Source organism: Acidiplasma sp. MBA-1 (genome assembly GCF_000949015.1).
Lineage (GTDB): Archaea > Thermoplasmatota > Thermoplasmata > Thermoplasmatales > Thermoplasmataceae > Acidiplasma > Acidiplasma aeolicum.
Window position 1 is genome coordinate 246,447 of the sequence record NZ_JYHS01000003.1, and the last position, 14,438, is coordinate 260,884.

Sequence of the window (14,438 nt, forward strand, 5' to 3'; positions counted from 1 at the left end):
CCATTTATTATTGGTCTTTATTTTTTAAAATTTTAATTAATACACTTAATTTATATTTAAATTAAATTTTGTTTTAACGTCATTTAAATATGGAAATGATGGAAATGCACCGTACTCTGTCACAGATAGTGCTGCCGCCATATTTGCTATTTCAATACTTTTATTTACATCAGATGTTTTTGTTAACATTGCAGCAAATGCACCGTTGAAGCAGTCTCCAGCACCTGTTGTATCCCTTGCATTAACGGTGCTCGGCTTAAAATATCTTATTTCATTTCCATTATTTAACAATGAACCATATGACCCGAGCTTTATTATTATGTTTGTTTGATATTTCTTGTATAATATTTCAGAGGCCTTAAATGCATCCTCCCTGGAATTTATATGCATACCTGATAGCTTTGATGCCTCAACCTCATTTGGTGTTATATAATCACTCCCTGAAAGAACAAAATCGTTTATCTCATTAATAGGGCTTGGATCTGTTATTATTAAATTATTACGACCATATGTTTTAATTACATACTCAATTGTATCCATTGGTATCTCCTGCTGAAGCATTATTATTGAATTATCTATTTTAATATCCTTTAAATCTTCCTCCCTTAAATCATTGTTTGCACCGGAAAATACAGATATCATATTTTTTCCATTTTTATCAACATTTATAAATGCCATTCCGGTTTTCTGGCCATACATTATAATTGAATTAAGATTTTCCTTACCTATAAAATCCTTAATAAGGCTGCCAAAATAGTCATTGCCTATTTTTCCAATGAGTGTTGTATTGGCACCCATGCGTGCAGATGAAATTGCCTGATTTGCACCCTTCCCACCCGGATAAACATAAAAACTGCCAGCCTTAATTGTCTCTCCTGGCTCAGGAAGGTGATCAGACAGCATCAAAATGTCAACATTTATACTACCTATAACGAATACCCTGTTCATCTTTCTAAATAATTAATATAAATAAATGCTTTATTATATACTATAATAAAACCCATTTTAGGAATAAAAAGAAAATATTTTTACTTACACTATATATACCCCATAAATGTATGATGAAACATGTGTCTTTTGCAGGGAAATCATTAGAAACGGTAAGGCTGCCTTTGTTTATGAGGATGAATATGTTCTTGCATTTATGGACAATGCACCAATTGAGGAGGGGCATGTTTTGGTAATTCCAAGGGAACATTATGAGAATATTTTTGATATAGATAAAGAGATATATATAAAAATACAATTAACTGTAAAGAAAATAGCAATAGCAATAAAAAATGCATTGAAATGTGATGGTATAAACATAGGTCAGAATAATGGCAGGGTTGCCAATCAGGTTGTAATGCATTACCATACACACATAATACCAAGGTATTACAGAAAGCGTATAAACTGGGAGAGGGAGGTAGTGGACATGGCGGATCTGGAGATAATAGCAGAGAAAATAAGATCCGCCCTAAAGGAGGTAAAAATATGAAAAGTTTAGAGGAATTATATAAAAGGGCCATAGAATTAAAGAATAAGGGCATGTCCGATAAGGAAATCTCAACAGAATTGCATTTATCGGTTAATACAATATCATGGTTGCTCAGTAAAAACATTGGAGAGACCAAGATACAGGATGTTAAAATTGGATGGCGCAGCATAGGTGTTTACGGAAGCAGAATAGGCCATATAGCCGAAATAATGGCCGATATAATAAGTGAGGAGATTAACATAGATGATTTAGACTCAGTGCTTGGTATCACAATTAATGGCATCCCATTTGCAACATTTGTTTCAGACATTCTTGGAAAGGAATTAATGGTTTACAGGCCGCATCCATCCGGCAAGGAGGGTTTATTCAGCAGCAATTTCGCCGGTGTTAAGGGCAAAAAAATTGTTGTAATAGATGATGTTATAAGCACCGGGGAAACAATGAAAAATACAATAAACGATATAAAAAATCAGGGTGGCCAGGTGCTTTTATGCGTGGTTCTTGTCTCAAAGCTAAATATTGATGAAATCTCAGGAACAAGAATAAGGTCAGTAATAAGAACTACAATGGTGGGATAAAATTGTACTGGGCAGACTCAGTTGTTAGCAATTTAACCGGAGATCAGCTGGTATCAACAGGTATTTCCCCCTCGGGCCCAATACACGTTGGAAACATGAGGGAAATAATAACCGGGGATATTTTATATAAAGCATCACTGGACAGGGGCCTGAAATCAAGGTTTATATATTTATGCGATGACCTTGATCCCCTGAGAAAGGTTTATCCATTTCTTGATTCATCCTATGCAAAGTATGTTGGGGTTCCATTAAGCTATATACCATCACCTGATGGAAATGGAAAGTATTCAGATTATTTCCTTAAACCCTTCCTTGAAACACTGCAGAAAATTAATGTTAATGTTGAGGTCATAAGCACTACAGGCCTTTATAAGACAGGAAAGCTTGCAGATGCCATAGATACTGCCATAAAAAACAGGGAAACTATAAGAAAAATAATGCATGAAATAGCAGGTTATGACCTTGATGAATCATGGTATCCATATGAGCCCAGATGTTCAAAATGTGGAAAAATAAACTCATCACACGTTATTTCCTACGAATATCCATATGTCCATTATAAATGCGAGTACTGTGGAAATGAGGGCACATCAGATATACGGACAGACGATGGCAAAATGCCATGGCGCGTTGAATGGCCTGCAAAATGGTACTCACTTGGTGTAACAATAGAGCCTTTTGGCAAGGATCATGCTGCAGCAGGCGGATCATACGATACAGGAAAGGAGATCGCCAGGCAGGTATTTCATATTAATCCACCTGTACCACTTATGTATGAACGCATACTATTAAAGGGCGTTGGGGTCATGCACTCATCCACCGGAATATCAATACCAGCCTCTGAGGTCGTAAAATTCGCTCCTCCTGAGATACTAAGATTTTTAATAGCCAAAAATGACCCCTCAAGGCACATAGATTTTGATCCCGGCCTTGGCCTCTTAAATCTCATAGACGATTATGAAAAAATAGAGAATGCCTATTTTGGTCTTGAAAAACCAAACAATGAGAATTACAAAAGGATATATGAAATGTCTAGAATTAAGATTTTAAACGCACCTGAGAAAATTAACTTCAGGCATATAGTTAACCTAATACAGATATATAAGGACGATACAAGCCTTCTTGAGGCACTCAGGCGCAGCGGTTATAATAAAGAATATATCGATCAGGCCCTGCGCGATGAAATAGAAACAGCAAAATACTGGCTGGATAAATACGCACCTGATAATATAAAATTTTCACTATCCACTAAACATATTGACCTTTCAGAAAAGGAAAAAACAATACTTTCTGAGTTTCTAAACAGTGTTTCTGGAATTGAATGGACATCTGAAAATATACACAATGTAATATACGATATTATAGGAAGAAATAAAATACCGCCCAAGGATGGCTTTTCACTGTTTTACCGTGTCTTTATAGATCGCGAGCGCGGTCCAAGGCTTGGTTATTTTCTTGCCAATCTTGACAGAAACTATGTTATATCTAGAATAAAAGACCTTTTGTGATTTTATTATAATAATTAAGAATATTTATTAATTCATTATGATTTTATGGCCAATGATAGTTATAAACCCTGATCCACTTGATTTATCATATGTGCCTGACCGAATGTTCTTCAGGGATGATCATATAAAAGCAATAACATCAGCATTAATACAGCCATCAAAAAGTAAAATATCCACAAACATGGTGATTTATGGCCCATCAGGAACTGGAAAAACATCAACAATAAAATTTATAATGAAATCCACTCCGTCATTAATCTATGAAAATGCTGCATCCTACCAGAATGTCAGGCAGCTGCTTGAGCACGTTCTGTTGAGGCTTGGTAGGCCAACAGCATATAAGGGTATGTCATATAATGATATATTTTACCTTATGAAATCATCCAGCTATGCCAGTAATGGTATTATACTCGCAATAGACGAGGCATCCGGCCTCATTAGAAATGATCGTGATGGCATATACAACCTTTTAAGATCAAAGGAAATTTATAATATAAATCTTAGCATAATTATTATATCCATGGAAAACCCAGTATTATACCTTGAGAGGCGCTATGGTACGGTTATTGAGCTCCCATTCAATAAATATACAAAACCTGAGATATTAGACATTATAAGGGATAGATCAGTTAAATCCCTAGTTCCCGGGTCATGCAGCATTGAAATACTTGATTTTATCTCTGAAATTTCATCGAAATTTGGAAGTGCAAGATATGCAATTGAGCTTCTTCAGAAGGCAGCATATATGGCAGAATACAGATCCTCAACAATAATAAGTGCGGACGACGTTCGTTTTGCGGTATCAATAATAAATCCATATATTACAGAGAGCAGGCTTTCCATGCTTGGAAAAAAGGATTTAATTGTTTTATTATCAATATGCAACCTTCTTGAGAAATCGCAGTTTACAAACATAGAAAGAATTAAAAAGGAAACTGCGGTTAACAGTGAAATATACAATATTAAGATAGGCAAATCAATAATTTACAGTATAATTAAAAAACTGGAAGAACTTGATATTATTTCATCAAGGCTGGTAAGCCATGGCAATAAATCAGGCGTTGTTAAGAATATTACAGTGACTGATGCACCTGTATCAATGCTTTCAAAAAAAATTGAGGATCTACTTTCCAGAATTTAAAAGTATAAAATCAATCGGTTTAAATGATCTTATAAGCATCCTTTTATAATAATCCCTGTCAATGTTTTCTGCATCCGGTCTTATTATACCGTGCCTTTTATCAATAATTATTCCATCAACCGACATGCCCGGGTAAATATTAATATGGCCATCAAGATATTTCATAAGGTAATATGTTCCATTTCTTACTTTGTATTCATTAATATGCCTGCTTATGGTAAATTTTATTTTAAAGTCATCAACTTTAAAACTGCTAATTTTATTTAAATAATACCTTTTAATTTTATCGATTTTTTCCCTTCTAAAACTTATTTGTTCAAAATCGCATTTAATTTCATTTAATGCATTTTCCTGAAATTTTTTTATAAACTCTGGTATATTTTTCCTTCTCATCTCTATGCCCCTTACCTTAAATGTGCCATCATATTTATAACCAATATAGCTGTTTGCCGATCCAATGCCATTATTCTTTGGCAAAAATGCTATCCATTTATAATGTGAATCTATAACTATTGGTATTCTTGTCCTCTCATAGATTTCATTGATGGTCTTTTGTATGTCCCCATCTCCATAAATCCACATAGAATCCACAACACCGTGTATAAAATTAAATCCATTTTTTTCAGCAATTCTAATGGAATTCATAATTATACTGCGCCCAATTGATGTTATTTTTTCATGAACATCTATCCTTCCAAATTTTGCATTTTTATATCCAGTGTATCCAAACGAATTTAAAAGTAGAGATTTTAAGGCCATATCCCTTTTCATATATATATCTGACCTTTCCCTTATGCCTTTATAAAACAACCTTGTTTCAAGCAATCTTCTTAGAAACATTGCCAGATGCCCCATGCCAGCTGAAGAAAGATTTTCCGGAGATAAATTATAATTTACCATTATACTAGGATACATGGAGGAAAAGTCAATTTCATAAACATTTTTATAAATTCCAGGGTCAGGTGTAAAAACAATACCACCAGAATCAGCCTCAAAAAATTCACCCGGTGTTTTTGGTTTTTCATAATCAGTCTTCCTGAACGGTATAAGGATTTTCCTTTGCAACGCCTCCTTTTCCTCTATAGATGAAACAACAGTTCCAGGAGTTACCACCGATACTGTTTCAGGCGGAAGCAGGGACAGTCTGGAAAGTTCTACTATTCCTGTTATCCCAGATTCCTGAAATATAAACGAATTTGAATCTATGCATATCTTATTATTTATTGAGATTGTTTTTGGCATGTATGAGTGCCTGCCATACGATTCAAAACTTCTGGCCCTGTGGGTCTTATATTCAATAGCGTAGCCATGCTTAAACATGTTATTTAATAATATTGAGAATTCCCCATAATAGTTGTTATAGATTATTATTAAACCATCATCTATGGCATTGTATAACTCCTCGTATATGTTTTTTTCGTATTTTTTCCCATTTATTGTAATATAGGATACATCATTATTTTTGATAAAGGCATAAATTTCAGCAGTTTTGATATCCGGATCATAATCGTATAAGGATCTTATTTTAAAAAACGATAGCCTGTTTAACGCCATAAACCTTAAAACAGGATTTATATCAGCATTGTATATTTTAATTTTATACCCAAAGGAATTCTCTATTTTTTTCGCAATATAATTAATCTGTGATGGCCTCATGAATATTTTGATTCCATCTAAATATCCATATATGTCCCGCATTTTTGTATGCTCATAAACAAGGTTTGAAAAGTCAAGGCTCCTCTCAAGCATGGACATATCATAATAATTGCCTGAAACAAAAATCCATGAATGATTTTTTATCTGTCTTTTTGTAATTTTATTTCCTGAAAGATACCAGAGATTTATGTAATCAGAACCAGTGGCGTTTACTATTATCTCCATTTTCAACCGCCTCTTTATAAATCTCAATCAAAATGGAGAAAAAAAATTGGTCTCTGTTCTCTATCTCATTTGAATGCTTTTCTGCGAATGATAGTATTTTCTTCAATACTATTATATCCTCACGCCTCATATGGCCGGACATTAACAATATATCATTCTCAAGGTATTTTATATATTCTCTTGATGACATTGTATTCCTTCCCATTATTGGATCATCTCACAGTTTAGTGTTTCAGGGCCAGCAAGGTTGATAACAATGTCATTACCATAAGCAACCATTCTTCTAATAAGATCAGAAACCACTGAAAGCTCCATTGTATCCCATGATTCCAGGGTTATGGTTGATATTACAATTAAAAAAGATCCCTCATGGCTGTTTATAAGTATATTCTCAAGCTGGTACGGTGTTAGTACTCTCTGTATTTTTACATTATAATTTAAAACGGTTTTATCAAGAATAATCCCATCGGAAATAAGTATTTTTCCAATTTTATATCTGCTTAGCAGTGAGTTTATACTGCTCCTATCTGTTTTTATTATCCTTAAAAAACCCATACATTTTAATATAAATCCAGCAAAAAAATATTTTTATAACTATTAAAAAATGAGAAAATGAGTTATTTAATATACGCCTTTTTAATGATAACGTCCTGCAGTGGTCTGTCATTTCTGTCTGTTTTAACCCTGCTTATCTTATCAACAACATCCATACCCTTTACAACCCTTCCAAATACTGGATGCATTTTATCCAGATAATTGTTATTTACTGTGTTTATAAAAAACTGGCTTCCCCCTGTGTTTGGCCCCGCATTTGCCATTGCAATTGTTCCCCTATCGTTTCTATTATTTTTTGTGAATTCATCCTTTATTGTATAGCCTGGACCACCCATTCCAGTTCCTGTGGGGTCGCCACCCTGAATCATAAAATCTGCTATTACCCTGTGAAAAATGGTGTTGTTATAAAATCCCTTCTCAACAAGTTTTTTAAAATTGCCTGCTGTTATGGGCATATCATTATCAAATAGTTCTATTTCTATATCACCCATTGTTGTACTTAATATTACATTTGTCATGCTTCATAATAATGTATGGAATAATATACTTTTTTATTTAAATTACCGGATATCCATAATAGTAATAATCTATTAATAGTGATATCAAATATTAATATAAAAATAAAAAATTTTTATTAAAATTACTATTATAAAGTCAATATATTATATAAAAAATATTAGGTGATATTTAAGTATTTATATAATTACCGGATAATTATTAAATAATATGATGTAATAATAAAATGTATGTATGGCGATGATACTGATGTTTACTCTGTGATAGATAATGCAAGAGTCGGAAAATTTCAGAGGAGACTTGCAGTTACCGCAGCACTTGGCCCATTTACGGACGCGTTTAATGAGTTTGGGTCATCAGTGGCACTTATAGCTGTTGGTATATTATTTCATCTTCCTCCGTACCTTGTTGCATTTGCAACCGGTGCATACTGGGTTGGCGTTGCAGGTGGGGCCATCCTTGAGGGAATAGTTAGTGATAGAATAGGCAGAAAATCATTATTCTTATACGACACACTTGGAATGGCCCTGTTCGCAATATTAAGTGCAGTTTCAACAGATTACCTGTTCTTTTTTATAACAAGACTTGGTCTGGGAATATTCATCGGCGTTGATTATGCTGCTGCCGTTCCCTTATTATCTGAATATGCTCCTGCAAAAAGGCGTGGTAAACTCTTATCAACAGAAAAATTATTTTTTATGTTTGGTACGCTTGCAACTGTTTTAATAGGTCTTGTATTAACAATAGACGTTGGATCCCTGCTTGCATGGAGATATGATTTTCTAATAGCCGCAGTGCCCGCGTTAATATTATTTGGCCTTAGGTTTGATATGCCCGCATCATTAAGGTGGGCAAAGGAAAATGGAAGAACAGATTTAATACCAAAAATAACAGAAAAATTAAAAAAGGAGGGCATAATGATAGACCCTGATAAAATAAATGTGAAGAGGCCAAAGGGGATTAAGGGAAACATAAAAGAATTCTTTAACAGAAAAAATTTAAGGGCAATAATATACATTTTTTGGATAGGTGCGGCGTATGCATTAACAGTCAATCTGGCATCTGTTTATTCATCAGCCGAGTTAAAGAATCTTGGTGCATCATCAACCATGGCCGTTTTGGGCACCTTTATAATCGATTTAATAGGTACTGTGGGAGTTGCCATAACATCATTAATCGTTGACAGGCTTGGAAGGAGAAAAATGGGTACATACGGATTCATTCTTGGGGCAGTGCCAATGGGTATACTGCTCATTGCAGACACATTCCATGTACTATCCATACCGCTGCTTATTGCCATGTTTGGAATATTCTTCTTTATTAACGTGGGATTTGTTGGGACACTTCAGTATCTGCCTGCCGCGGAGATTTCAACAACACGTTCAAGAGGTCTTTCTGTTGGTTGGGAAAAACTTTTTGAATTTGGCCTAGCACTCCCGATGCTTACATTATATGCAATAATGGGACTTTATTATTCATTACTTTATGACACAGTAATGTCCATAATCGCTGGCATTATCTTTTATGCTGTTTCAATTGAAACAAAAAGAAAAACACTGGAAGAGAATGCAATGACGGCGCTTTCGGGATCATATAATAAAGGTGTAAATGAAAGCAGGTCAGAGAAATCAGAAAATAACTAAATTTTATCATCATACCAATATTTAAATATAATTTTATTATATTTTAAAAATGGATTCTATTTCCGGATTTTTGGATAAAATCAACTCCAATATAATTCTAAGGGATTATGAAATTCCAGACCCTGGCGAAGATGAGGTTACGGTAATGCAGCATTACACCGGTGTCTGTTTCAGGGATATTTTAACACAGCAGGGTTTTTTTCCAAGGGTATCATTGCCCATAATTCCCGGCCATGAAATTGGCGGCACTGTCGTTGCAACAGGAAAAAATGTTACAGAATTCAAAAAAGGTGACAGGGTTGCATCGCTTATTTACGTACCGTGTGGAAAATGCAGTTACTGTCTTTCCGGAAATGAAAATCTGTGCCCTAATAAAAAGAGTTTTGGTGAGACATTAAATGGTGGGTATTCAAAATATGTAAATGTCAATAAAAATTCTCTTGTTAAAATAGAAGAAGATGTTCCAGATGAGGCAATACCAATAGCAGCATGTGTGACAGGCATGATCGTTCATGCAATTAAAAAGGTTGGCAAAATAGAGAAGGGCAATTATGTCCTAATAACAGGTGCTGGTGGCGGTGTTGGATCAAACGCAATACAGATCGTGAGGGCCCTTGGTGGAATACCAATAGCAGAGACAAGTTCAAAATGGAAGGATGAGGAACTTTATAAACTGGGTGCAGAATATGTTGTACATGCAGATGATGATTATAATAAGGACATAAAGAAAATTACAGGTGATGGTGTTGATATAGCACTTGAGGATGTGGGGATTGCAACGTTTAATAAAACCCTCAGAAGCCTTAAAACAGGTGGCCGCATGGTTGTTATAGGAAATCTTAAGCCCGATCCTGTTAGCCTTCCTCTTGGACTGATAATTCTTAAGGGTAACAGTATTAAGGGTAGCATATCATCAACAAGAGAGGACCTTAAAACAGCACTTGAATTAAATGCAAGGGGCCTAAAACCAATTATAGGAAAAAAAATACGGATTGACGGGATAAATCAGGCATATGAGGATATGTTAAACAAAAAAATTTTTGGTAGGGTTCTTATTGATTTTAGCTAATTTTAAATAACATAATTGAAAAATAAAAATAATAAATATTAAATGTCTTTATGATGCGAAATTTTCACGCTTAATATTATGTTATTTATGTACATCTAATAATTTACGGGATTTGTATGGATTTAATTAAAAGTGAAACACACCATAACAAAAACCTTTTTTAAAAGTTAGGTATTAAGATACGATAATAAAATGTATATTGTCCCCTCTTCAACAGCCTACAATGTATCCAGAAGGCTTGCAAATATTTTATCATGCAGTGTTTCTGGCGTTATCAGGAAAAGATTCCCGGATAATGAAATGTATTTAAGAATTGAGGAAGATCTAAAGGATGAGGATGTTATTTTAATCGGAAATACAAGAAGCGATTCTGATATAATAGAATACCTTCTGTTACTGAATGCAATACGTGAGGAAGGTCCAAAGAGCCTGACTGCAGTCATACCTTATTTTGGATATGCAAGGCAGCATATGAGGTACAATAATGGTGAACCCATTTCATCTAAGGTATTTGCACAGGCGGTCAGCCAGTATGCAGACATGATAATTTCAGTGGAATTGCACGATAATCAAACAATAAATTATGCCTCAGTGCCATTCATTAATTTAAAAATAATAGACCCAATATATGAATATTTTAAATCAAAAAAGATAGATTATGTTATATCTCCTGATGATGGTGGATACGACCGTGCCAAAATTATAGCATCCAAATTGAAAGTTCCGGCATATTACATAGATAAGAAAAGAATAGATGCAACAACGGTTAAAATGGAACCGCCCGATTTAGATTATTCAGATAAAAATATACTTCTTCTTGATGATATGATATCAACAGGTGGAACCATTATAAAGGCAACACAGATGATGCGTGATAGGAGGGCTGCGAAAATATATGCCTGTGCAATACACGGGGTTTTTGCAATGGAGAGCAATATTAAGATTGAAAAGTATGTAAATGAACTTACGGTTACAGATACAATAGAAACAAAATATAGTAATATTACTGTTTCAGACACAATAGCAAGGGCGCTTCAAGGAAAAATAAAAATATAATATATGAAGAAGGGAATAAGGATCCTTGGCATAGACGATGGCCCATTTAAAAGGAATGTAGATAAGGAAACAATACTAACCGGCGTGCTTATAAAGCCGGATGGCTATATAGAAGGAATCTTATTAAGAACAATTGCGGTTGACGGTACAGATGTAAATGAAAAAATTTTATCAATGGTTAATGGGCGATTTTTAAGGGAGATTAATATAATAATGACAAACGGAATTACATTTGGTGGTTTTAATGTAATGGATATTGAAAAAATAAATAATAATACAGGCATACCTGTTATATCAATAATAAGAAAAAAACCTGACATTGATTCAATAAAATCCGCCCTGGAAAAGCATTTTATTGATCATGATTACCGCTTTAATATAATAAATAAAAATTTACCGGTGCTGGTAACAGTTAACGGAAGAAATCTTTATATAAACCATGCAGGAATTGATTACGATAGCGCAGTGCTGGTAATTAAAAAAACACTTAAAATGGGTAACATACCGGAACCTGTAAGGATGGCACATTTAATAGCAACTGCAATTAAAACAGGAGAGAGCCATGGCCGGCCATAAAACAAATGTTTTTATAATATAATTTATTCAAATCCTATGATAAAAATTGCCGGACTTGGTATTTCAGGTCTCTATATATACACAAGACTTAAAAATTCAGGATTTGATGTTTCAGCATTCGAATTAAAGAAGCCTGACCATTACATACCATGTGGCTTTGCCACAAATATTAACATTATAAAAAAATATGCTGATAATATTAATATTGATTTTGATAAATATGTAATGTCCTATGCAAAGGATATAACATTTTCCGGCAATAATTTTGCTGGCAGGCATCTTGCTTCAAAAGGACTTGTAACCTTTGATAAAAATAAATTTGAAAATGATATTATCAAAAGCATAAATTATGAAAAATCCATAATTAAAACAGAAAATAGAGATAATATAATTATAGACGCAACTGGTATTTCAAGGTACTACATCAAACAAACAACCGGGGATGATAAGTATTATACAATTGAATACCTAACAGAAAATTCAGATTTTAAGGACTTTTATTTTTATTTTCTCCCCCAGGGCCGCGGATATTTTTGGAGCTTTCCACTGGGAAATGGAAGATATCATGTGGGTGTTGGGTCAAAAAACATGCAGGATTTATCCATGATTAATAAATACAAAAGAATCAGGATTACCGGCAGGAATATAAGGATGAAACCATTATTTTCTGCCATTTCAAATGATAATATTATAGGCATTGGAGAGGCCATTGGAACAGTATCACCGTTAACTGGAGAGGGGATTATACCCTCATTGAAATCAGCAGAGATACTATTTCAGGCTTTTAAAAAATATAATGACCTGGAATCATTAAAAGATGAATATGAAAGGAATATAAAAAAAGAGTTTTATTATTATAATATATTATACAGATTTGTTAAGAATGTTCAGGAAAACAGAATAATTAATTATAATACATTAAAGGCAATAAAATATATTAAAAAAAATATTCTGGAATTTGGAATAGATTTTAATATCCATTCCTTTTTGTCCCATTTCATCTGACTGGCTGATCCTCTGCTATTTTTATGCTTTTCATTTCCTTTATTTCATTTGATGATTCCTCAAGGGACCCCTTTGTTTCAGGTATGAATACAAATGTGACCACTGCAGCAATTATTGCAAGGGCTGAGAGATAATAGAATGCAACCGATTCTCCAAATGCGGCAAATACAGCAGGGAATACAAATGATGCCAAAGATGCACCTGTTCTTCCGGATGCAACTGTATATGACTGTATTTGTGATCTTATTTTTGTGGGCGCCAGCTCAACACCGTACATTCCGGAGGCGGTGATTGATCCGGGCCCTGCCTGATTTGAGAAATGCATGCCGAGGCCATATGCAAGCATTCCTGCTATTGGAAATGCTGCAACTATCCCAACTGATTTTAAGCCGTCAAATAACAGAAGGAAGGCGCCCATTCCAATAAATCCAAGTATCTGAAGGAGCTTTCTGCCCTTTCTGTCTATTAATGATAGCATTACAATGCCACCGACCAGTGTAAAGACCTCCATTAGGTATGTCCATGCATCTGGTGATAATCCAAGCTTAGAAGCTATTAATGTGGGTCCGAACAGAATTCCGGCATATGCTATCTGGTCATAGAAGAACCATAGAAGCATGGCGGCAACATATTCCCTTCTGTATTTATGGAAGTAATACCTGAAGCCATGCTCATCCTTTATGTTTCCCTCTATTTTTATTTGCCTGTTCGCAACATATTTTACCTCATCCTCAAAGCTCTTCTTGTCTCCTGCTATTCTGGCTATAAATCTTGGTGTTTCAGGCATTTTTCTTCTAAGGTATACCACAGCAAGTGCAGGCACCGCACCAAGTGCCAGTACAATTCTCCAGAGAATAGCATCAGAAACCCCAAGGATTGGCCCAGAAATCATATATGCAAAGGCTGCAAGAAGTGCACCAAATCCCCACATCATGCCAAAGCCGAATCCTATTGTCTTTCCCCTATCTTTGGCATTTGCATGCTCTCCCATGATCATTGGAGACATGACATAATCAGCACCAACGCCTATGCCAAGTATTAACCTTATTATTATTAGTGCATATACATTAATGGCAAAGATCTGCAGGAATGCAAATATACCAAGTATAAGCACATCAACTCCATAGAACTTTTTTCTACCACGTCTTGCAAGCTCACCAAAAATTAATGCACCAACCGCTGCTCCAATAAGCGCTGATCCGGCTATGAGGCTGGTATAAAGAACGTATCCAGGTGTGCTTTTTGTAATTCCGTATGATGAAAGCACTATGGCCAGAACTATACCAACCGATGAAAGGTCGTATCCATCGGTAAAAACCCCAATACCTGTTGTTAGAATGGATTTTACATGAAACCATCCAAACTTTTTCTTATCAAAGTCTTCAAATATATCAGACATTTTTTCTCAAAATATAAAATGCTGGTTAAGA

At 34.6% G+C, this 14,438-nt stretch carries 15 protein-coding genes; 9 read left to right on the forward strand and 6 right to left on the reverse strand.

Going from position 1 to position 14,438, the window contains the following annotated elements:
- Positions 1–45: 45 nt before the first annotated feature.
- Entirely contained in the window at positions 46–948 is a 903-nt protein-coding gene (locus TZ01_RS07000; protein WP_048102080.1) for a ribokinase, read from the reverse strand.
- Between the two features lie 106 nt (positions 949–1,054).
- On the opposite strand from TZ01_RS07000, the gene TZ01_RS07005 reads away from it, so the two are divergent.
- From TZ01_RS07005 to TZ01_RS07020, 4 genes are read left to right on the forward strand one after another with little or no spacing between them, the layout of a single operon-like run.
- A complete protein-coding gene (locus tag TZ01_RS07005) occupies positions 1,055–1,480 on the forward strand; it encodes an HIT family protein (RefSeq protein ID WP_048102081.1) in 426 nt (141 codons plus the stop codon).
- Positions 1,477–2,058, forward strand: a complete 582-nt coding sequence (locus TZ01_RS07010) for an orotate phosphoribosyltransferase-like protein (protein WP_048102082.1) — start codon at positions 1,477–1,479, stop codon at positions 2,056–2,058. The genes TZ01_RS07005 and TZ01_RS07010 overlap by 4 nt, the downstream gene beginning before the upstream one ends.
- Before the next feature lie 2 nt (positions 2,059–2,060).
- Positions 2,061–3,566: a lysine--tRNA ligase gene (gene lysS / locus TZ01_RS07015; protein ID WP_052656827.1), complete on the forward strand. Its 1,506-nt coding sequence runs from the start codon at positions 2,061–2,063 to the stop codon at positions 3,564–3,566.
- A gap of 52 nt (positions 3,567–3,618) precedes the next feature.
- Complete coding sequence (locus TZ01_RS07020) at positions 3,619–4,707, forward strand: Cdc6/Cdc18 family protein (protein ID WP_048102189.1); 1,089 nt, start codon at positions 3,619–3,621, stop codon at positions 4,705–4,707.
- On the opposite strand, the gene TZ01_RS07025 is transcribed toward TZ01_RS07020, so the two are convergent.
- The 4 genes from TZ01_RS07025 to TZ01_RS07040 all read right to left on the reverse strand — a co-directional run bounded on the left by TZ01_RS07025 (position 4,690) and on the right by TZ01_RS07040 (position 7,661).
- Positions 4,690–6,588, reverse strand: a complete 1,899-nt coding sequence (locus tag TZ01_RS07025; protein ID WP_052656830.1) for a type B DNA-directed DNA polymerase — start codon at positions 6,586–6,588, stop codon at positions 4,690–4,692. The genes TZ01_RS07020 and TZ01_RS07025 overlap by 18 nt on opposite strands.
- Entirely contained in the window at positions 6,557–6,793 is a 237-nt protein-coding gene (locus TZ01_RS07030) for a hypothetical protein (protein ID WP_048102084.1), read from the reverse strand. Before TZ01_RS07030 ends, TZ01_RS07025 begins: the two co-directional genes overlap by 32 nt.
- The gene (locus TZ01_RS07035; RefSeq protein ID WP_048102085.1) at positions 6,793–7,143 is read right to left on the reverse strand and encodes a hypothetical protein; all 351 of its coding nucleotides are present in this window, start codon (positions 7,141–7,143) and stop codon (positions 6,793–6,795) included. The genes TZ01_RS07030 and TZ01_RS07035 overlap by 1 nt, the downstream gene beginning before the upstream one ends.
- Positions 7,144–7,205: 62 nt before the next feature.
- Positions 7,206–7,661 (reverse strand): peptidylprolyl isomerase, encoded by a 456-nt coding sequence (locus TZ01_RS07040; RefSeq protein WP_048102086.1) that lies wholly within the window; start codon positions 7,659–7,661, stop codon positions 7,206–7,208.
- Positions 7,662–7,889: 228 nt separating this feature from the next.
- Here TZ01_RS07040 and TZ01_RS07045 point away from each other — a divergent pair, with 228 nt between their 5' ends.
- The 5 genes from TZ01_RS07045 (at position 7,890) to TZ01_RS07065 (ending at position 13,008) form a co-directional block, all read left to right on the forward strand.
- A complete protein-coding gene (locus TZ01_RS07045; RefSeq protein WP_048102087.1) occupies positions 7,890–9,302 on the forward strand; it encodes an MFS transporter in 1,413 nt (470 codons plus the stop codon).
- Between the two features lie 49 nt (positions 9,303–9,351).
- Positions 9,352–10,371 (forward strand): alcohol dehydrogenase catalytic domain-containing protein, encoded by a 1,020-nt coding sequence (locus TZ01_RS07050; protein ID WP_048102088.1) that lies wholly within the window; start codon positions 9,352–9,354, stop codon positions 10,369–10,371.
- A 192-nt stretch (positions 10,372–10,563) separates the two neighbouring features.
- The gene (locus tag TZ01_RS07055) at positions 10,564–11,427 is read left to right on the forward strand and encodes a ribose-phosphate diphosphokinase (RefSeq protein WP_048102089.1); all 864 of its coding nucleotides are present in this window, start codon (positions 10,564–10,566) and stop codon (positions 11,425–11,427) included.
- A 3-nt stretch (positions 11,428–11,430) separates the two neighbouring features.
- A complete protein-coding gene (locus TZ01_RS07060; RefSeq protein WP_048102090.1) occupies positions 11,431–12,003 on the forward strand; it encodes a DUF99 family protein in 573 nt (190 codons plus the stop codon).
- 36 nt (positions 12,004–12,039) lie between these two features.
- Positions 12,040–13,008 carry an NAD(P)/FAD-dependent oxidoreductase gene (locus tag TZ01_RS07065; protein WP_048102091.1) on the forward strand — a complete coding sequence of 323 codons (969 nt, stop codon included), beginning with the start codon at positions 12,040–12,042 and terminating at the stop codon, positions 13,006–13,008.
- Here TZ01_RS07065 and TZ01_RS07070 read toward each other — a convergent pair.
- On the reverse strand, positions 13,001–14,407 hold the full coding sequence (locus tag TZ01_RS07070) for an MFS transporter (protein WP_048102092.1): 1,407 nt from the start codon (positions 14,405–14,407) through the stop codon (positions 13,001–13,003). The two genes, TZ01_RS07065 and TZ01_RS07070, sit on opposite strands and share 8 nt — an antisense overlap.
- Positions 14,408–14,438 lie beyond the last annotated feature (31 nt).